Genomic DNA, 20,557 nt, shown 5'->3' on the forward strand with positions numbered 1-20,557 from the left:
TTGATGATTTCCTAAAAACCTCAGGAGGCCCAAAAGGCCTCAAAACATTGGCTGAATGGTATGGTCAGAGCCGTGTCTTTTGAAAAGGCAAGGTCATCCATTCCCTCTTACATGTTCTCAATCATGCGTGTTGCAAACTCGCTGGTTTTGACCTTGGTTGCACCTTCCATCTGGCGTTCAAAGTCGTAAGTAACATATTTCTGCTGGATGGTTTTTTCCATCGAAGATTCAATCAGTTTTGCCGCCTCATGCCAGCCCAGGAATTCAAAGAGCATTACGCCAGAAAGCATGACCGAACCGGGGTTGATCACGTCCTTATCGGCATATTTCGGGGCCGTTCCGTGCGTGGCTTCAAAGACGGCGTAGCCGTCCCCAATATTGGCCCCCGGGGCGATACCCAGGCCCCCGACCTGCGCCGCGCAAGCGTCTGAGATGTAATCACCATTCAGATTCGGGCAGGCCAGCACGCTATATTCATCGGGGCGAATGATGACCTGCTGAAAGATCGAGTCAGCAATGCGGTCGTTGATCAGAATCTTCTTTTTCCACTCTCCATTGCCATGCGACTTGCCAATGGAGTCGAGTACGCTTTTTACCTCCGCGTAAAGGTTTTTGCGGAACTCTTCGGAGCCAAACTCAAGTCCAGGTTCAATCAGGGCTGCGTTCTGCTCTACCGTGAGGTTCGGGTTCGCTTCCAGGTTCCCCAGAATCCAGCTCTCACGCTCCGTCACCACCGCGTCGCGGAACTCCTGGATCGCGACTTCGTATCCCCACTCACGGAAGGCGCCTTCGGTAAACTTTTGAATATTGCCCTTGTGCACCAGTGTGACTGACTTGCGCTGGTTCTCGATTGCATATCGGATGGCAAACCGCACCAGGCGCTTGGTCCCGGTAATCGAAATCGGTTTAATGCCTACGCCGGAATCTTCGCGGACCTTCTTTTTGCCGCCCTTGAGCATTTCATGATTCAGGAAGTCAATCAGCTTTTTGGCCTCTGCACTTCCTTCTTTAAACTCAACCCCAGCATAGACATCCTCCGTGTTCTCGCGGAAGATGACGACGTCCAGCTTTTCTGGATGCTTCACCGGGCTGGGCACACCTTGGTAATACTTCACCGGGCGCACGCAGGCATACAAGTCGAGAATCTGCCGCAGTGCAACGTTCAACGAGCGGATGCCTCCGCCCACCGGAGTCGTCAGAGGGCCCTTAATGGAGACGCGCAGGTCGCGCGCGGCATTCACCGTATCATCCGGCAGCCAGGTATTAAATTCGCGAAAGGCCTTCTCTCCTGCATAAATCTCAAACCACTTTACTGATCGCTTGCCGCCATAGGCTTTCTCGACCGCCGCATCAAAAACACGCTGCGAAGCGCGCCAGATGTCGCGCCCGGTCCCATCACCTTCAATAAAAGGAATGATCGGGTGGTCGGGGACCTGATACTTTCCATTTACGTATTCAATCGGTTTTCCGTCCTGCGGCAAAGACTTGCCGTTATATGTCGTCTGCATTTTTGTGGCTGTCTCCAAGCACAATGAAAGAATGAGGACTGCAAAGGATGATCCACTTTTGAGGCTATCATTCACAGAATACGAGTGGCAATGGAGCGCCAGATAGATGAAGAATGTGGTCCTTGCAGGCAGGTTTGTTCGAATACAGCAGTTGCTTCAGTAGCGGGGCATTTTATCGATCCATGCACATGGTTCAGGCACTATTGCAGCATCTCTCAGGGATTCATAATCCGGTGCAGATCAACAGACGGGGGCGGGACCGGCGTCTGGCTCAACATCACATGCAGCTGTCCGCGGTGATGGGTCTGGTGATTGAAAAAATGGGCCACGGCAACTTGCGCGGTTTCGATCATGTGCCGCCCCTGAGAGTTTGTGTAATGAAATGATCGGTCCATAAAGTCGGGAGACAACTGCTTGAAGTATTCTTCGATTCTGATGTCCTCTTCTCTCCGGGCAGACCACAAATTCTCAAAATCATCGAACAAAATCGTATCGAGAGGTGGAGTTTGTTTCCCTTCGCCTTCAAAGCGCGCCATCCATATCCTGTCTGCAAGCAACAGATGATTCAGCAGGCCATGAATACTGCCAAAAGAGCCTTCCCTCTTCTTCAGATATTCAGCAGCTTCCAGATACGAACACCGCTCATACATACGTTCGTTGGCGACCCGGTTATACTGCGCAAGCATCTGGAAGTGCAGGAAAAGGCCCGTTCGCATGGATTCCCCTTGCAGAAAATACCGTTGTTCCGATGATAGGGTACAATTCCCACGGAATCGTTACCATGCAGATTTTTTCCCGTCTTTCAGCTCTGTTTGCCTGCGCGGCACTTTCGACCATCGGTTTCGCGCAATCGCCCGCACCCATTCGCGTTGCCATTGTCGGACTGGAACACGGCCACGTTGCCGGATTCCTGCATCAGTTCCCTCTTCAGCATGATGCCGATCTGGTCGCCATTGTGGACCCGGACAAAGCGCTCGTCGCCCGCTATCAGCAGCAGTTTCATCTGGACTCGAAGCTGTTCTACAACACGCTTGACGAAGCCGTAGCTGCCACCCACCCGCAAGCTGTGCTTGGATACACCTCAGTAGGCGAACACCGGCACGTGATTGAAGAGGCAGCGCAACATGGTTTGACCGTGATGGTCGAAAAGCCCCTTACCCTCTCGCTTGCCGATGCGCTCGCCATCCAACGCACGGCAGAAAAGTACCACATTCAGGTGCTCGTGAATTATGAAACCACGTGGTATGCAAGCAACCGCGCGGTCTTTGATGAGATCAGCAGCGGCAAGCTGGGAGACCTGCGCAAGGCCGTGATCCATGACGGTCATGAAGGCCCAAAAGAGATCGGGATCCAGCCGGAGTTTTTGAAGTGGCTGACTGATCCGGCGCAAAATGGGGCGGGCGCGCTCTATGACTTTGGCTGTTACGGCGCTGACCTGATGACCTGGTGGATGCATGGAGAAACGCCGCTTAGCGTCACCGCCGTTGCACAGACTGACAAACCTGAAACCTATCCGCGAGTGGATGACGACGCAACCATCATCCTGCAATATCCTCATGCCCAGGCTGTGCTGATGCCATCATGGAACTGGCCATTTTCGCGCAAAGATTCCGAGGTTTATGGCACCAGAGGATACGCAATCACAGTAGGACCAGACCAACTGCGGGTGCGCTATACCGGCGAGGAACAGGAGCAAAACATTTCTGCCGCTCCACTCACTCCTCCACAAGACACTTCCCTGCACTACCTGGCCGCCGTTGTCCGTGGAGAATTACGGCCTCAAGGCGATTTGACGTCGCTCAACACCAATGTCATCGTCATGCAGATTCTGGATGCTGCAAGAGAATCTGCTCGTACAGGCCGCACCGTCAGGATTACGCCCTTAAAGTAAGAAATTCTTCTTTTTTTCAGATTTAAAGGATGCTCTGGACGCGTTTTGCCGCAGAGCTGTAAACGCTGTTGGCAGAATCCAGGGCATCTTCCACAGCTTCCCTGCCCGCTTTGTAAACAGAGCTGGCGCGCTCGCTGATGGTGTCTGCCGTGTCGCGAACATAATCAGCTGCATCTTCCAATTTGCGCCGGACCTGACGACGGGTCTTTTCTCCGGCTTGCGGAGCATAAAGCAGAGCAACCGTTGCTCCAGCGGTAACTCCGATGGCAAACGCTGCCCAGAATTTCCATCCATTCATGACAAAACTCCTTGTGATTCCGATGCATTCGCTACTCGAAGTGAGATACACAAAACGGGCCGGAAGGTTGCTGTTTGTAAACGGGCGTTTCTGTCTCTGCGTCTATACAATGGATGTTGGCCACCTTGTCCGGTGCCGGTAAGCCGAGCTGCATGCAGATTTGTTATTTTTTCCGCTTTTTGCGGTTCCTGGATCCTATCTTTTTGTGCCATGCTCTCTGGATTGGAGCGTGCGCATGAAGCGTCAGCCAGTTGCAATCATTATTGGTGCCGGTCCTGCCGGCCTGACGGCCGCCCTGGAGTTTGTGCGTCGCTCTGACATTCGCCCCATTGTGCTTGAGGCCAGCCATGAGATTGGAGGCATCTCACGCACCATCCGCTATAAAGGCAACCGGATGGACATCGGTGGCCACCGTTTTTTCTCAAAGTCCGACCGGGTGATGAATTGGTGGACCGAACTCATGCCAATCTGTGCTGAAGAAGACGGAGAGCATTCTGTCCGGTACCAAAACAAGGAACGAAAGGTTGCAGCGTCTACCACCTACCTGGATTCCGACCGGGTGATGCTGGTACGCCCGCGCAAAAGCCGCATCTATTTTTTGCGCAGCTTCTTTGACTATCCCCTGAGCCTGAATCTGCGGACCCTACGTCAACTGGGGGCCTGGCGTGTACTGAAAATCGGTGTGGGATATCTTCATGCGCGGATCTTCCCTCGAAAGCGGGAAGAAACTCTGGAGGACTTTTTAATAAACCGTTTCGGTACAGAACTTTATAAGACTTTCTTCGAGTCTTACACTGAGAAAGTATGGGGAGTGCCTTGCCGGGAAATCAGTGCTGCCTGGGGGGCGCAACGGATTAAAGGTCTTTCTTTGCGATCAGCGATTACACACTTTGTGAAAAAGACATTCAGGCAACGCAGTGCGGCGGACATCGCACAAAAGCAGACAGAGACATCGCTGATTGAAAAGTTTCTCTATCCCAAATACGGTCCGGGGCAGCTTTGGGAGTATGTAGCTGAGTTGGTCCAAGAGCAGGGGGGATGCGTGCAACTAGGCTGGCGCGTGGACAAGCTGCATACTTCCGGTGACCGTGTCACTGCCGTGGAAGCAGTCAGCGACACGGGACAAAGACGGGTACTCGAAGCAGACTATGTTTTTTCCACGATGCCCGTGCGTGAGCTGGTCCGCAGCCTCGACGTTCAGGTCCCGGATGAAATTCGAAGCATCAGTGAGGGGTTGGTCTACCGAGACTTTATCACCGTCGGTTTGCTGGTAAACAAACTTCTGGTCACAGAACCGGATGGGTCTCCGCTCAAAGACACATGGATCTATATCCAGGAGCCCGATGTGCTTGTGGGTCGATTACAGATCTTCAACAACTGGAGCCCTTATCTGGTCTCTGACCCTGACAAGGTATGGATTGGACTGGAGTATTTCTGCTATGACACGGATGCGCTGTGGCGCAAAAGTGATGAGGAAATCAAGAAATTTGCCATTGCCGAGGTAGAGAAGATCGGTATTCTGCGGGCTTCCGATGTTCTGGATTCGCATGTTGTGCGCGTTCCCAAAACTTATCCAGCTTATTTCGGCAGTTATGAGCGATTCGACGAGATTGTCCGCTACCTGGACCGTTTTGAAAACCTTTTTCTTGTCGGCCGAAACGGGATGCATAAGTACAACAACCAGGACCATTCCATGCTGACCGCAATGACGGCTGTAGACCAGATCCTGGCCGGAAAGATAGACAAAGACGTGCTTTGGCAAATCAATACGGAGCAGGAATATCACGAGGAAAAGAAATAGCCCTGGCATCCCCTGGCCCAAAACCTGTACACTGCTATGTCTTTAGGGGAAAGACATGGGCCCATACAGCACGCTGCGTACTCATACCACGGAAGAAGGCGTCCTCACCATAACGCTGCATCGTCCGGAGCGGCGCAACGCATTGGATCCTGAGATGATTCAGGAACTGACCCATGCGCTGACCGCAGCCGAGCATTTGCACGTTGAGGCAGTCATCCTTACGGGAGCAGGTTCTGCCTTTTGCGCCGGGCTCGATCTGGACCATCTCCAGACGCTCCATGCAAAAACGCCCGAAGAGCACCGGGCGGATTCCAACAACATTGCCCATCTTTTAAGGACGCTTTATGACTTCAGCAAGCCAACAATTGCCGCGGTCAATGGTGCGGCCATTGCAGGTGGTATGGGTCTGGCTACCGTCTGTGATTTCACCCTTGCGGTCCCTGAGGCGAAATTCGGCTATACAGAGGTGAAGATTGGTTTCATTCCCGCGATTGTTTCGGCCTTTCTGGTCCGGCAGGTTGGGGACAAAATTGCCCGCGATCTGCTCCTCTCAGGACGATTATTCAAGGCTGAAGAGGCATACTCCTATGGCCTCGTGAATCGAGTTGTTGCCGAACAGGACCTTATGCCAGAGGCGCGGTCCCTGGCCCAGTGCCTGACGCGGAACAGCCCGGAAGCGATGCGGGCCACCAAGCGGCTTTTGAACCACTATGCCGCTGATAGACTCGACGCAGAATTACAAGCGGCCATCTCTGCTAATGTAAATGCTCGCGCTACAGAGGACTTCAAGGAAGGCATCCGTGCATTTTTAGAAAAACGCAAACCTGAGTGGCCCAGCAAAAAAATTCCGGCATAACTCATGGAGTCGCTGGGGACATGGCCACGGAAACCAACGAATCGGCGCAGCCATAGTATAAAAACCACTTCCCCGAAAGAAGACAAGACCCTCGGCAAAGGTGGTCCCGGCCGCGTATTGCCCCGTTTTTTCATAGGGGAGCTCCGGTTGTAAGACCGGCGCATCCGTCTGTGCCAACAGGTGCGAAGGATCGTCCTTAGAGAAAAGCGCCTCCCCTGCTGCATACGCATTTGGCCCTAAGGAGGGATCGCCGCCTTCTGGCGCGTTTTTTCCATTGTAGATGACAAGGATCCCGTTCTGAGTCAGCACCGGAGGTGGGCCAGTCTCGGGAAAGCTGCTGTCGAAGTGCCCTGGGCGTGGCTTCAGGACCTCCACTGGGTTGCCATTGGCGTCTTCGACCGGGGACCAGTGGATCAGATCGGTCGACGTGGCAAGATGGATGGCGCCTTCTCCCCAGAACATCCAATATTTTCCCTGAATGCGCACCGCCATCAGTCGACCATTCTGGACCCTTGTCACAATCCCGGCAGACTTGTATTTCAGCTCTTGATATTTCCCACCTGCCGCATCCTGAAAGGCCGGCCCGTATTTTGTCCAGTGGATGAGGTCGCGGGAAGTGGCAATGCCCACCGTGTATGTCTTCCGGTTCCATTGCGTGTAAGTCAGGATGTATGTCCCATCCTCGGATTCGACGACACGCGGATCTTCCACTCCGCCGGGCCATTCGCGGTCCTTTTGCGCATCCTCTGCCGGATAGAAAACAGGTATGCCGCTACGCTTAAAGTGGATGCCATCGCTGCTCACGGCCAGCCCCAGCCGCGAGGTGTGCATTCCAATCTGCATTTCACCTGTGTTGTCCTCTGCCCGGTACAGCACATAAATCTTTCCATTGCGGACAATGGCGGCTGGATTAAAGGTATGGAGCGCCTCCCAGTGGACTTCTTCATGCAGGATCGGGTCCTTGAATAGGGACGCGGGAACGGGCCGGATGACGGGGTTGCCAGTGGCCGGACGCGTAAAAGGAGCAATGACCCAGGAGCGCTGGGCCCTGACAAAGCAAGGGCAACCCATCATAAACAGAAAGACCCACAGTCGCCGGAACCTTCGCTGCATCTTTGTTCTCCCGTCCAATCGCTTTGCCTTAAAGTCGAGCATGGTGGGCGCGCAGCTCTGAGACAATTTCTGCGGCCGCCTTGCGTGCCAGCTCGCTCTTGTCCGGAGGAAAGCTGATGGCTCCCACCCGTGCATGCCCTCCACCCCCGTAGCGTTCACAGATGGTCGCTAGATTTACCATGTCCTCCGGTCTTGTCTTTGTCCAGGGATTCGAGCCAACAGCCACCTTGGTCCGGAAGGATGATTTGGAAAGGCCGATGGAGTATGTGGCTTCCGGATAAAGATAGTAGGGAATGAATTTGTTATATCCCTCCAGGGGATGATCGGTGATGTCGAAATAAATAGTGCCGTCTTTGTACTCAGCACGCTCCCGAATCAGTTTTAATGACTGCTCATGACGTTCCAGCAGGGGCGGCAAGAGCTCCGCAACAAAAGGCTGCTGCAGCACTTCTGCCAGAGGCATTTCAGTCATCAAAGGAATCAACCGGGGCGTAAAAGCAGGGTCCTGCGTGGATTCAATAATGAGCGTAAGCTTCATTGCCGGCTCAGCCATCTCCACCGCAGCCTGAGGGCTTTCATAAAGCGCGCCATCTACGATATCGGCCCATTTCACCAGCTCCCGGACGGGAGTCGCGTCAAATCCGAAGCGCGTCTCTGCAATATGGGCCAGAAAGCTGGTGCATGAGGTGTAATCAGGATCATAAAAACGCCGATAAATGTACCGCCCATCGGCAATCCCCTTCCGATAGTCTTCGTGGTCCTCCGGGGTAAGAAAAGCGCTCAGATGATGATCAAACCACCAGGTAATCCTGGGCGATGCCGAATACTTGAAGTCAACAATTGCATTTTCATCACCGATAAAATCGGCTTCACGGAACAAGGCCCCGGCGCGATGGACCAGACCGTGATACTCATAGTCAGCATCCGGTCGAATCCGCTCCCTGTGAAAGCGGGCAAATAAAGAAGCCGAGCAGACCCCGTCAAAGCATTTATCGTGATAAAAAACGCGTACCTTCAAAATGACATGTGCTCCCGAAGTACAGAAATAAAAAGCAGGAATCTCTTAGGATTGCCGGACTCGCTTTAGGTGTCAAGCCAAGGCACCTCGGGGAGCCGGAAATCACCAGGATCAAAGGAACACCAACCCGTGTGGATGGTGAAAAACCCATAAGGCGGATCGCGATGCAGGCCCTCCCGTTACCATTCCGGTGACCTTTGTTACAATCCGGCCCTCTGGTTCGTCTAAGCTAAAGTAAACTGGGTTCGATTATGAGCGCGTCCATGTATATCGTGGTCGAAGGGGAAGATCCAGGCTTTGACATCTTTGTGAACGGACGTGCGCTGGCCCGGAATGAGGATGCCCTGGAAAAGCTTGCCTTCCGGCTTGGGGTCAAGCCTTTGCTCGACTTTTTTTCTGCCGATGAAAACTCGATGGCCCTGCTTCTAGAAGAGGGCGCAGGCGACCCGGAATGGGTAAAAACGCTGCCTCCTCCGCAGTGGTTTTCTCCCGAAGATGGCCTTGAGACCATCTCTACTCTGCTCAATTTTCTGCGGAAAAATCCTCTCGCTCTGGGTTCAGAAACAGTCCCCGTCATGAATGAACTGGAAGAATACGAGCGGGTTTTGCGCAAGACTGCCGAACGGAGTCTGCGCTGGCAGCTGGCCGTCAGCTGGCGTTAACTCGCCTTGTCCAGACATCCACCTTGAGCACGATGTGCATCTTCACTTGATTTCCATTTAGGATGATGGAAGCCGCGCTGAATTTCCCTCATGCCCGGATGGCGAAATCGGCAGACGCAGCGGACTTAAAATCCGCAGGAGATAACCCTCCGTGGGGGTTCAAGTCCCCCTCCGGGCACCATATAATAAGCAGACTTAATGTGATTTAGCCTCTCAAAATTTGAGAGGCCAGTATTGCTTGGTGGCTGTTGGTTTTTACTGGTGGCTGAATGGCTGTTTTTGCGCCGCGGCGAGTTGCAACCGAGAGCAGGACAGACGTGTATGAGGAGGTGGAAGCCTCTTCATTGATTGCTAAACTCCAAGGTATGAATGATCCCATCGTTCCCGAGCCAAGCGCTGTTTATCCGGAATCCGCATTTGAGGCGGCGATTACAGAAGTTGTTCGTGCTCTGCTTGATGGTATTGACCACGCCGTGGTTCCCAGGTTCGGGCTCGACATCGCCGTGTTTAGAAAGAGTGCAGAGGGAAGTCGGGTTTCTCTGATAGAAGTAAAGTCTTTCAATGACCAGCGTCAGGGAGGCATTGGCTTCGGAAATGGTCGCGGAGAAGGTCCTCAAGTCGACCTTTTGCTCTGCAACTCAGATCAGATGAATATCATCAACAAGCACATTCGCTGGGCATTCGTGAATGCACGCCTGCCGCATCGGTCATCAAGGTATGCACTGATAAACTCCTCGCAAGCCTTGCGCATTGTTATGGGCGAAGTGAAGAAGGGTAAGCAGAACAATTTCAGCGTGATCCGTCTTGCACCCCACTTGACTTCGTGGCAGGTATTTTGTGAAGAGCTGTCCAATTTTTTGTTGAACTGAATTCGCCGTCACGGCATTCCCCGAATGCCCGGAGTTATAGCTGGAAGCCGGGCCTGAGTCAATGCCGTGCTAAAGAGTGCTGCCCGCGCTGGTCTACAAACCCTGCTTCAGATTCAGCGCATAAATATTGACCGAGGAGCTCTGGGTATTGACGATGGGCTGGTCTCCAGGGGCAAGGGCAATCAAACGGTAATCTGAAGCGTAGGCGGGCTGAAGGTCTGCCAGGGTTGCAATCTTGTGTGCGGTCCCGGTGGCTATGTCCAGCCGGTAGAGCGGCTCTCCCGGCTCCAGAAAGTTCTGATAATAGAGTGACCTGCTGTCGCTTGCCCATACCGGATCAGAGGCGCCGTTGTCTACCATCTCGACCCAATGCTGGGTGTGAAAATCATAGAGCATCATGGTCTTCTGGTCTGGACGCAAAGCAGCCAGATAACGTCCATCCGGAGAAAGCCGGGGACTGAACAATCCATCCGAACCGGGGACCTTTTCGACCACATGCGTATGAAGATTTACCGAGAAGATCGCCTTTGGCTGCGATTCCCCTCCCATGATGTCTGGCACGCGCCCGAACACGATTGTGCTTCCGTCCGGAGACCAGTTCGGATCCGCCTGGCCACGGTCCTCTTTGAGAACAAGCTGAAGATTTCCGCCATTGGCGTCTACCAGATAAATGGCCCAAATCCCCCCGGCCCTACGCGCCATCAGGGCCAGCGAGTGATTGTCCGGCGACCACCGCATACTAAAGATAGAAATTGCAGGTGTTGATGGAATGGTGAGTTGCAGGCGCTCTGTTCCGTCAGCCCGGCTGCGCCAAAGAGTACTGTCTGCGGCATTGAGCCAGGCAACCCACTGACCATCCCGCGAATATTCCACTAAGGCCGTGGATGCCAGATTGTTTGCCAGAGGAAGAAAGCGGTGCGCCGAAGCTGAGTACATCAGCATCTCGCGGCGCGAATCCACACCGGTAAAGAAAATATGTTTGGCCCCGCTTACTGGAGATTGATACGCCAGCGGGCCATTGGTGAGCCGGACTGGACTGTGATCCAGAATGCCGCGACGCAATTCCCAGATGTCGGCTGAGCCGTCATGAGTGGAGGCAAACACATAGGCATGCCCGTCCGGGGTCCAGTTCCCGCAGCACTCTGCTGAAGGCTGACTCCAACCCTCCAGCAGACGGCGCAATTTGCCTCCGGAAGCGGCATATTCCCACAGTGAGGGTGCACCGGTCTCAGGATCAAGCACGGTGAAACGCAGCAGCTTCCCATCTGGAGACCACCGCAGCCAGAAGGCCCGGCCGGGAAGCGCCAGAAAGGCGCGCTGCTCCTGGCCGTCTTCACGGGCAAGAAAGAGCGAGTTCCCTGCTGCGTACAGAATATGCTGTCCGTCCGGCATCCACGTCGCATCATGCGCCAGCACATTGCCGATCCGTTGTGCTTGTCCGCCCAGGGCCGGCACAATCCAGAGGGGTTGTTCGGGCTCTCGCGCCAGGTGGCTCCTTACGATCAGTCGCGATCCATCCTGGGAAATGGAGCAGATGAGCGGCGCAGCAATCTCGGAGGGCAGACGAAGGTCTTCAACCTCGCCATTTGCCGTAAGCGCTTCGGCCAGAACAGGACGGCCCTCTTCCAGCTGGGAAAAATAGATCCGGCCTCCCTCAACCGCCATGGCAGAAAAGTTCTCAATGTCTAACTGGGTCGCCAGAACTTTGCCATGGTGCGTCACAGAGGAAATCCGCAACGGCACTTTCGCAGGCCTGAAAAACCAAGTCCCGATCACGACAATGCAGATAACGGCCGCAGAACAGCTCCATTGCAGAAAACCACGTCGATCTTTTCGAGAGGGATTTTGATGCTGCTGCGCGCGCGCCCCGTCAACGTTCGACACGATGCCCGATCCAGGGCCAGAAGCAGGCAGGAAAGGACCCGCAGTGAGATCCGATGATGCTCCCGGCGGGAGCTCTTTTAGGGCATAGGGAGCATGGATTTCGCGGACCGGAGCAATGAAGCGATATCCCCGCCGTGCAAGCGTCTCAATAAATCGCGGATTCTCGGCGGAATCACCCAGCGCATCACGCAGCTTATTGACCGCGATTCCCAGACTGTGATCAAAGTCGACAGTGGTGTTGTCTCCCCACAGCCGCTTCTGTATCTGCTCTTTACTTACCACTTCGCCGTGGTGTTCCAGAAGCACTGCCAGAACCCGGAAGGGCTGCCCCTGGATACGCACGCGTTTCCCATTTTTGCGGAGTTCACCTGCCTTTATGTCCGCTTCAAAAAGACCAAAAGCGTAACGCTCTGGCAAAGATGACAACCTGCTGAGTGGTTCTTCCGCTTCCATGGAAAAATCCAATCATCTCCTGTCGGTTTATACTCCTTCGCACTTGCTCAAGTCAATCCAGGGCCTCTGGAGAATAAGCTTTATATATAAATGAAAACAAACAAGTTATTTGGAGATAAATATTTGATTGGAAATAGGGGCTCTGGGGATTGCCAACTGTGCTGCGGAAGAGCGATGTTTTACGGCGGCCAAGGAAACTTGCCTCCTGGTCCAAAGCATTTCACAAGGAAAAATGTAGTCCCGTCTTTAACCTTTACGGAGCCATTCGATGCATACGACCAAGTATCCTTTCTATCGTTTTCCGCTGAGCATAGCGCCTCTGGCGGCGATCCTCCTTCTTGTGGTCGCCCTCTGCGGAGGCAGGACTGCGTTCAGCCAGACGGACACTGCCCGGATCCAGGGTACGGTCCTCGATCAGAGCGGTGCGGCAATTCCCAATGCCACAATTACCCTGACCAACACCGACACGGGTGTGATCCAGACAGCGACCAGTGATAGCGCCGGCAATTTCACTTTCAATGCGCTTACACGCGGAAATTACACGGCCGAGGCGCAGGCGGCAGGCTTCACCACGCAGACGCAGAAGCTGACGCTCGAAGTCTCGCAGGTGCAGGCCCTCAATTTCCGGATGCAGCCAGGAGCAGTTTCAACCTCTGTCACCGTCACCGACGCCGCGCCCATTGTCGATACTGCTACCTCTTCCACCGGGGCGGTGATTCAGGGAAAGCAGATTACTGAGCTGCCGCTGAATGGACGCAATTTCACGCAACTGGCGCTACTCTCACCCGGCGTCACACGCGGCGCTTACGGTGATAACGCTGACGGCTCCCAGGGAAACACGGAGACCTATCGCTATGCCGAAAGTGGTGGTGCGGCGCTTTCGGTCAACGGTCTGCGCCCGCAGTCGAACAATTTTCTGCTCGATGGCATTGATAACAATGAATCCCTGGTAAATACCCTGGTCTTCTTTCCACCGGTAGACGCAACGCAGGAGTTCCGGATTACGACCAGTGTTGCTCCGGCGGAGTTCGGCCGTGCCGGGGGCGCAATTATAGAAAGCTCGATCAAATCCGGGAGCAACAGCATTCACGGCTCTCTGTTTGAGTTCTATCGGAGCCAGGCCTTTGATTCCAATCCGAATTACCGGTTCTTCGGCACGCAAGAGGTTGCACCGCTGCCATTCAACCGCAATCAGTTTGGCGGGTCGCTCGGACTTCCCCTTATCAAGGACAGGCTCTTTGCTTTTGGTGATTATCAAGGGCTTCGGGAAAAATATCCAACAAACCTAGGCTTTGCAACTGTGCCCACAGCACTGATGCGCACAGGAAACTTCTCTGAGCTGCTGAATCCGGCGTTGAGTGGAGGAAATTATCTGACTACGGTTCCCAGTTGCGCGTATCCGTCGGGTACGACGGCACCTCCCAGTAAAGGACAGATTTACGACCCGCTGACCTGTACGCCGATTCCTGGCAATGTGGTTCCCCCGGGCAGATACATGAACCAGGCTGCCCTGAACTACCTGAATGCTTTCCCTTTGCCGAATGTTCCCGGAGTCATCGAAAACAACTGGGAAGGTACGCAGTCTTTTATCAGCCACTATAACGACTTCGACGTGCGGCTTGACTTTGTTCCGGACACCAAAGATGCCTTCTTTGTGCGATACAGTTATGCTCACGATTACTCAAACAAGACATCTCTGTTTGAAAACCTTCCTGCAGGCTTCGGCCTGGGCAATGGAGCGAACTTCACCCACGCGCAGGGAGTGGCGGTAGGGTATACACGCACCTTTACCCCGTCCATCGTCAATGAACTGCGGCTTGGATATATTCGTGACACATTTGGACAAACTCCAGAGCTGAGCGGCATCCCGGTCTCTGCCAACCTCGGCATCGTAAATGCTAACCGCACGCCGGAATTGGGTGGGGGAGCGCTTATTGGCGGCTACAACGCTGAGATCCAGTACACCGGCGATTATGGCAGCTATCTGGTCCCTGAGAATACCTATGAGATCAGCAATGTGACCACCTGGACGCATGGGGCCCACAACATCCGCCTCGGCGCGATGGGCATCCGCCGTGAAGTCGCCTTCTTCCGTCCCATTGCTGGCAAGGGCTATTTCTTTATCGGTCCCGGAACAGGAGACTACACCGGCTATGAGGTTTCTGAACTGCTGCTGGGTTTTGTTGATAACTATCAGATTGGTTCGCAAGACGGCTTCTTTGGCACCCGCAATTATGAGATTGGCGTCTTCGGGCAGGACGATTGGCGGGTTTCACGCAGGCTAACACTGAACCTGGGACTGCGATATGACATCCTGACCTGGCCGACTGAAGAGCATAACCGGCAAGCTGCCTTGAATGTGGCCACAGGCACGGTCATGCTGGCTGGAGCCAATGGAATCCCCCGCACCATTCTGAATAATGATTATGGTGACATCGGCCCCCGTATCGGATTTGCTTACGACCTTTTTGGAAATGGCAAAGCAGCGCTGCGCGGCGGATACGGGATGTTTTATTTTGTTGACCGCGGAGGCATCAGCAACCAGTTAGGCCAGCAGCCGCCTTTCGGAGGCAGCACAACTTATTTCGCAAATCAGGGCTACCGCATCACCTTCAGCGGGCAGGGACCCAAGGGTAATGGTCTCTCAGGTTCCACTGACAATGCAGCGGCCACTGCTGCGCTGTTTGCTCCAGGATATCCCAACTTTGACCCCGCCAATCCACCTGCTGGGACAAACTTTCTTGCTGTGGAGCGCGACAGCAAAAACTCACGGATCCAGCAATGGAACCTGCAGCTGGAACAGCAGATTACAAGCAAGACCGTTGCTGACATCACGTATATCGGTACAAAGGCCGACCACCTTTCTACTTACTACGACTACAACGACAATCAATTCACTACCGGGAACAAGAACTTCCCGCTTCTGGGCTCCATTACCTGGCAGCGCTATGCCGGCACACTGAAGTACAACGGCTTACAGACATCCATCAGCCATCGTTACAGCCAGGGACTGATTGTTACCGGTGCATACACCTGGTCACATGCTCTCGACAATTCTCCAGGTGCATTTGAAGGCGCCAGCGCCCTGTTTTACTTTGATCCTGCCGCCAATTATGGAAACTCCAATACAGACCAGCGCAATGTAGCCAGCGCCAGCATTTTGTATGAGCTTCCCTTTGGACGTGGGAAGACCTATGGCGGCAATGTTTCACGCCCCATGGACTGGCTCATCGGCGGATGGCAAACCAATCTGGTTGCTTTCCTGGGAACCGGAACTCCAACCGACATTTCGGCCAACCAGAACAACCCGAATCGGCCTGACCTGATTGCACCCATCCGCTACCCGAAAAGCATCACTGGACACTGGTTCGATCCAGGCTCGTTTTCTGACAGCAGTATTCCAGTCGTCAGCACACCCAATGGCAATGTATGGGCCCGTATCGGCACCCTGCGTCGCAATCAGGTCTACGGTCCAGGGACCCGGACGGTAGATTTTTCTCTACAAAAAAATCTTCACCTGACCGAGCGCTACAACCTTGAATTGCACGGAGATGGCTTTAACATCTTCAACACACCGCAGTTCACCAATCCCGATTCTGGCTTCACCGATGCCAATTTTGGAAAGATTACCGGGACACGGCAGTTCTCCAACCGGGAAATCCAACTGGCAGCGCGGCTGACCTTCTGATATTCATCTTTTACTGCGCTGCGCCGGCTCTTCCGGCGTAGCGCTCTTTTTTCAAAAAAAGGATTCCTCATGCTGCTGCGGAAGTGTGTGCTGGCTGCTCTGGCCCTGGCTTTTTCTATTTCCAGCCCTTTGCTGGCCCAGGATGTGGCAAAGTGCGAAGAGGGGCAAGGCTCTGCTCCCTGCATCGACAGAATTGACCCGCCAAACTGGTGGGCAGAAATGCCCGCACCCATGCTTCTGCTGCATGGAGTACACCTCGATCATGCGCACTTTCTTTTAGAGGGGACGCATATTGGGCTGACAAAGAAACAAGTTTCAGAAAATGGCCACTGGGCCTTTCTCTGGTTGGATACGCAGGGCTCTCCCGTGCAAAAACTCAGAATCGTGGCTGAATCCACATCCGGACATGCGGAAAAGACATTCGAGTTGATGCAGCGTAGACCCTCCTCGGCCGGGTTCCAGGGCATTGCCCCAAAAGATGTCATTTACTTGATTATGACCGACCGTTTTGCTGACGGCGATCCATCCAATGACAGCATCGGCGGTGACGATGGAGGCCGCGGGGCGCCGCGCGGCTGGCATGGCGGTGACTTCAAGGGCATCGAAGAGCACCTGGATTATCTTCAACATCTGGGTGTTACCACCCTCTGGCTGACGCCTATTGAAAGCAATGCTGGAATGAAAGACTCATACCATGGGTACGGGGCCACAGACTTGTACGCCACCGACCCGCATTTTGGCTCCATCGACGATTATCTGGACTTGGTGAAGGCGCTGCACGCCAGGGGGATGAAGATCATGATGGATGTGGTGCCAAACCACGTAGGGGCCGCAATTTTGTGGGTGAAAGACCCTCCTGCGCCTGAGTGGTTCCACGGCACGCCTGCACACCATACACATCCTGTATCGCCTTTTCGCTACCTGCCCGATCCACATGCGGCACCGCTCGATGCATCCAACATCGTTACAGGATGGTTCACAGATTCGCTGCCTGACCTGAACCAGGAGAACCCACTCGTAGAAAAATATCTGATTCAGAATGCAATCTGGTGGATTGAAATGGCAGGCATTGACGGCCTTCGGGAAGACACCTTCCCTTATGTAGGAAGGCAGTTCTGGTCAGACTTTCATCACGAGATCCACACGCTCTATCCGATGATAAAGACGGTAGGTGAAATCTTTCATGCAGACCCTGACATTACCGCTTACTTTGCTGGAGGAGTCACTCGTGCTGGCATCGATACAGGGCTGGATACGCCCTTCGATTTTCCCACATACTTCTCGCTGCGGGACGTGCTGCTGCACGGCAAGCCCATGAATGCGCTCGAAGAGTCTCTGGGACGGGACTGGCTTTATCCGCACCCGGAACGTCTGGTGACTTTTCTGGGAAATCATGACACGAAGCGTTTTCTCTCAGAGCCCGGAGCAAGCCTGGCCAAACTGAAGACAGCATTCGGCCTGCTGGCCACTTTGCGCGGAATACCGCAGATCTACAGCGGTGACGAGATCGCCATGCTCGGCGGCGATGATCCGGACAACCGCAGAGACTTTCCCGGCGGGTTTCCTGGAGACACAAATAATGCATTCATTCAGGCTGGACGCACCGCCGAACAACAGGAGGTCTACGCATGGGTGCAGGGACTGCTTCACCTTCGCTCAGATAATGCGGCCCTTACGCAAGGAGCGCAGCAAAATATCTTTGCCGACGATACCGTGCTAGCGTTTGTGCGCGGAATGCGTCTGGACTCCGGATGCAAATCGGGCGAAGATCGAGTGCTGGTAGTGGCAGGAAAGAATGATTTGACAAGACGAATTTCGCTCACCACTACACAGACTGCGCTCCAGGGTTGTGAACACTACAGCCAAATGTACCCCGCAGTACCGTCCCAATTCCATGTGACAGCAAACACCGTGACCTTTGAGCTTCCGCCAAACGGATTTCTTATTTTTCGGTCCACCGAAAAATGAAAGTAGGATTGCTGAATGCATGGATGGCATGGATGTGCGTTGCACTGACTCGCAGGGTCAGCGAAGCAAACTTGAAGATGTCTGAATAAGGTTAGTGGCGGAGAGGGAGGGATTCGAACCCCCGATACCCGTTAAGGTATGCCTGATTTCGAGTCAGGTGCATTCAACCGGGCTCTGCCACCTCTCCGCTTTATTGGTCTGTATTCTTGATTGTAGCAGATATCAAACCGTGTAATTTCAAGCGTTTGCTTGTATTAAACGGTGGTACAGGTCGAGATAACGGTCCATGCTCGGGTCAAATGCAAAGCGGCGAAGGTTCTCAAATCCCCTGCTTCTCAGGTCCCTGAAATCGTCGGCATTTTTATCAATCACCTCTGCGGCCTGCTCGGGCAGTTCAGGGTCAATATAGATGGCCGCTGTACCAGCAATCTCCGTCATGGGAGGACGATTGCTGGTGATGACGGGACATCCGCAAGCTTGGGCCTCCAGAAGCGGCCAGCCAAAGCCTTCCTCCAGCGAGGGGAACAGCAGCGCGACAGCTCCGGAGTACAGGGCCTGCAGCTCTTCATTCGATATGTCAACTCGCTCCACTAGGGCGTCGAGCAGATCCATTCTCTGCGCGAAATCGCGCATTTCTCTAGTCCATGGCTTCCCTGCCAAAACGAGTCTCGCATTCTGAAACCGCGGAAATTTTCGCAATTCAGAAAAAATGCGCATCACCCCCAGTCGGTTCTTGTACCAGTGATTATTACCCACATGAAAGAAATACTCGTCGTGCACAGTGAGACCACACTTGGCTTTTTCGGCCTCAATCGCTTCCCTGCTCGCCGGAGCATATTTCCAGTGAAGCGGGTGATAGATGACTTCTAAATTCTGTGGCGCATGCGCACACAGCTCCTTTACATCCTGTAGGGTTTTCTGCGAAACACACACAATGTTTTTTGCCTGCATGAGGCTGCCTGCGATCCAATTTTGCAAAAGGCGGCCCATTTTTCCTACACGAACTCCAGGATATTTGCCGCGTGCAGAAAAAACCGCAATCAGGTCATGACACGTAATCAGGCAAGGTTTTTTCCCAGCACACTTGAGATACATTGCATTGGAGTGGTCACAAATGTGGATCACGTCCACAGCAGCGGCCTTTTTTCGCAAATAGGGAAAAGCAAAGATATATTTGTCCAGATATCCGGCCCACTTCTTCCAGGGCCCGTGCAGCCAGGAAGGCCGGCCCAAAACCGGCGGTGGAAAGACCGTCTCAACCATGACGCCCCGACTGCGAAGTGCATGCTCCAGCATATCTGCATAGCGCAACATGCTCTCCTGGGCGTCTGGCGGATAATTGGAAATGAGCAGGACTTTCATGAAAGAAGCAAAGGCTTAACCTCGGGAGGTTCTGTCGTCACATATCCCTTAGCTGCGTCTTGGGCCCTGTGACTGGTCTCTGATGCAAGGATGCAAGCGTCAGGAGAGAAAGAAAAAGGAACGGCCTTTGTGGGGCCATTCCCTTTCTCAAACAATTAACGGCCGACCGTGGCCAGCATCTGGCTTTCAATCCATTCGTAGGTCTTTTGCATTCCATCACGCAAGCGAATGGAAGGCTCCCACCCCAGATACTTCAGAATTTTCGTATTATCACTGTTGCGTCCGTTAACGCCCTTTGGGGCATCCAGCTTGTATTTACGCTGGAGTTTTACTCCGGCAATCTCTTCGACAATATCTACAAGCTGATTGATCGTGACTAATTCACTGCTGCCCAGATTAATGGGCTCAAGAATATCATCACTTTCAAGGATGGCCTGGGTCCCTTTGGTGCAGTCATCCACGTACATAAAACTGCGCGTCTGGGTCCCGTCTCCCCAAATTTCTATCTCGTGTTTCCCTGACATCTTTGCCTGAATGACTTTTCTGCAAATCGCTGCCGGGGCCTTTTCGCGCCCGCCGTCATACGTTCCGAAGGGACCATAGACATTGTGATAGCGTGCAACGCGGGTCTGAAGACCGAAGTCTTCTCGAAAGTGACGGCACATGCGCTCACTGAAAAGTTTTTCCCAGCCATAGCCGTCTTCAGGCAGCGCAGGATAGGCATCCTCTTCCTTCAGCGGCGCCACATCCGGGGTCTTCTGTTTTTCACCGTTATAAACACATGCTGAGGAAGAATAAAAGAAGCGCTCGACGCCGGAATCCCTTGCCGCCATCAGCATATGCGTATTGGTCAGAACACTCAGCATGCACAACGCTTTATTGTTCTCAATAAAGCCCATTCCACCCATGTCTGCTGCCAGTTGGAAAACTACCTGGGTTCCCTTGGCCGCTTGATAACAGTTGTCCTTTTCGCGAAGGTCCAGGACCAGGTTTTCGACGTCCTTTGACTTCTGGTACCACTCGTCGAGCGGCTTTATATCTACAGCGCGTACTACATTGACACCATTCTTCAAAAGAGCATTCACCAGATGTCCGCCGATAAATCCACCCGCCCCACAAACCACTACCTTTTCATTCGTCAGTTTCATTCCTTGCTCCAGTTTGATTGAGTCTAACTAACCACCAG

Annotated in this window: 15 protein-coding genes and 2 tRNA genes; 8 read left to right on the plus strand and 9 right to left on the minus strand. The window is 53.6% G+C overall.

Translation table 11 applies throughout. The features are described from left to right. Positions 1 to 107: 107 nt before the first annotated feature. Entirely contained in the window at positions 108 to 1,508 is a 1,401-nt protein-coding gene (locus N655_RS0114510; protein ID WP_026443565.1) for an NADP-dependent isocitrate dehydrogenase, read from the minus strand. A gap of 215 nt (positions 1,509 to 1,723) precedes the next feature. Further along, complete coding sequence (locus N655_RS0114515) at positions 1,724 to 2,224, minus strand: DinB family protein (protein ID WP_026443566.1); 501 nt, start codon at positions 2,222 to 2,224, stop codon at positions 1,724 to 1,726. Positions 2,225 to 2,289: 65 nt separating this feature from the next. On the opposite strand from N655_RS0114515, the gene N655_RS0114520 reads away from it, so the two are divergent. Next, positions 2,290 to 3,399, plus strand: a complete 1,110-nt coding sequence (locus N655_RS0114520) for a Gfo/Idh/MocA family protein (protein ID WP_026443567.1) — start codon at positions 2,290 to 2,292, stop codon at positions 3,397 to 3,399. A gap of 22 nt (positions 3,400 to 3,421) precedes the next feature. Here the strand turns inward: N655_RS0114520 and N655_RS0114525 are convergent, their stop codons facing one another. Further along, entirely contained in the window at positions 3,422 to 3,697 is a 276-nt protein-coding gene (locus N655_RS0114525; protein ID WP_026443568.1) for a YtxH domain-containing protein, read from the minus strand. A 235-nt stretch (positions 3,698 to 3,932) separates the two neighbouring features. Here N655_RS0114525 and N655_RS0114530 point away from each other — a divergent pair, with 235 nt between their 5' ends. Together N655_RS0114530 and N655_RS0114535 are read left to right on the plus strand one after the other, a co-directional pair. Further along, positions 3,933 to 5,498, plus strand: a complete 1,566-nt coding sequence (locus N655_RS0114530; RefSeq protein WP_026443569.1) for an NAD(P)/FAD-dependent oxidoreductase — start codon at positions 3,933 to 3,935, stop codon at positions 5,496 to 5,498. Positions 5,499 to 5,553: 55 nt separating this feature from the next. Next, positions 5,554 to 6,354 (plus strand): enoyl-CoA hydratase/isomerase family protein, encoded by an 801-nt coding sequence (locus N655_RS0114535; protein ID WP_026443570.1) that lies wholly within the window; start codon positions 5,554 to 5,556, stop codon positions 6,352 to 6,354. On the opposite strand, the gene N655_RS19225 is transcribed toward N655_RS0114535, so the two are convergent. Next, positions 6,307 to 7,467 carry a glycoside hydrolase family 130 protein gene (locus tag N655_RS19225; RefSeq protein ID WP_238324769.1) on the minus strand — a complete coding sequence of 387 codons (1,161 nt, stop codon included), beginning with the start codon at positions 7,465 to 7,467 and terminating at the stop codon, positions 6,307 to 6,309. The genes N655_RS0114535 and N655_RS19225 overlap by 48 nt on opposite strands. 28 nt (positions 7,468 to 7,495) lie before the next feature. Beyond that, positions 7,496 to 8,485: a hypothetical protein gene (locus tag N655_RS0114545; protein WP_026443571.1), complete on the minus strand. Its 990-nt coding sequence runs from the start codon at positions 8,483 to 8,485 to the stop codon at positions 7,496 to 7,498. 251 nt (positions 8,486 to 8,736) lie between these two features. Here N655_RS0114545 and N655_RS0114550 point away from each other — a divergent pair, with 251 nt between their 5' ends. The 3 genes from N655_RS0114550 to N655_RS0114560 all read left to right on the plus strand — a co-directional run bounded on the left by N655_RS0114550 (position 8,737) and on the right by N655_RS0114560 (position 10,016). Continuing rightward, positions 8,737 to 9,147, plus strand: coding sequence for a hypothetical protein (locus tag N655_RS0114550; RefSeq protein ID WP_026443572.1), 411 nt, complete (start codon positions 8,737 to 8,739; stop codon positions 9,145 to 9,147). Between the two features lie 92 nt (positions 9,148 to 9,239). Further along, positions 9,240 to 9,328 (plus strand) — tRNA-Leu (locus N655_RS0114555). Positions 9,329 to 9,416: 88 nt separating this feature from the next. After that, on the plus strand, positions 9,417 to 10,016 hold the full coding sequence (locus N655_RS0114560; RefSeq protein WP_155987608.1) for a hypothetical protein: 600 nt from the start codon (positions 9,417 to 9,419) through the stop codon (positions 10,014 to 10,016). A gap of 93 nt (positions 10,017 to 10,109) precedes the next feature. On the opposite strand, the gene N655_RS19230 is transcribed toward N655_RS0114560, so the two are convergent. Further along, on the minus strand, positions 10,110 to 12,317 hold the full coding sequence (locus N655_RS19230) for a winged helix-turn-helix domain-containing protein (RefSeq protein ID WP_162173561.1): 2,208 nt from the start codon (positions 12,315 to 12,317) through the stop codon (positions 10,110 to 10,112). Positions 12,318 to 12,621: 304 nt separating this feature from the next. On the opposite strand from N655_RS19230, the gene N655_RS0114570 reads away from it, so the two are divergent. Both N655_RS0114570 and N655_RS19235 read left to right on the plus strand, forming a co-directional pair. Next, entirely contained in the window at positions 12,622 to 16,041 is a 3,420-nt protein-coding gene (locus N655_RS0114570; protein ID WP_049961458.1) for a TonB-dependent receptor, read from the plus strand. 69 nt (positions 16,042 to 16,110) lie between these two features. Then, positions 16,111 to 18,009, plus strand: coding sequence for an alpha-amylase family glycosyl hydrolase (locus tag N655_RS19235; protein ID WP_049961459.1), 1,899 nt, complete (start codon positions 16,111 to 16,113; stop codon positions 18,007 to 18,009). Positions 18,010 to 18,104: 95 nt separating this feature from the next. Here N655_RS19235 and N655_RS0114580 read toward each other — a convergent pair. The 3 genes from N655_RS0114580 to N655_RS0114590 all read right to left on the minus strand — a co-directional run bounded on the left by N655_RS0114580 (position 18,105) and on the right by N655_RS0114590 (position 20,519). Further along, positions 18,105 to 18,196 (minus strand) — tRNA-Ser (locus N655_RS0114580). 50 nt (positions 18,197 to 18,246) lie between these two features. Beyond that, positions 18,247 to 19,371: a glycosyltransferase family 4 protein gene (locus N655_RS0114585; RefSeq protein WP_026443576.1), complete on the minus strand. Its 1,125-nt coding sequence runs from the start codon at positions 19,369 to 19,371 to the stop codon at positions 18,247 to 18,249. Between the two features lie 155 nt (positions 19,372 to 19,526). Then, positions 19,527 to 20,519 (minus strand): NAD-dependent epimerase/dehydratase family protein, encoded by a 993-nt coding sequence (locus N655_RS0114590; protein ID WP_026443577.1) that lies wholly within the window; start codon positions 20,517 to 20,519, stop codon positions 19,527 to 19,529. Positions 20,520 to 20,557: the final 38 nt, after the last annotated feature.

This window comes from Pseudacidobacterium ailaaui (genome assembly GCF_000688455.1).
Lineage (GTDB): Bacteria > Acidobacteriota > Terriglobia > Terriglobales > Acidobacteriaceae > Pseudacidobacterium > Pseudacidobacterium ailaaui.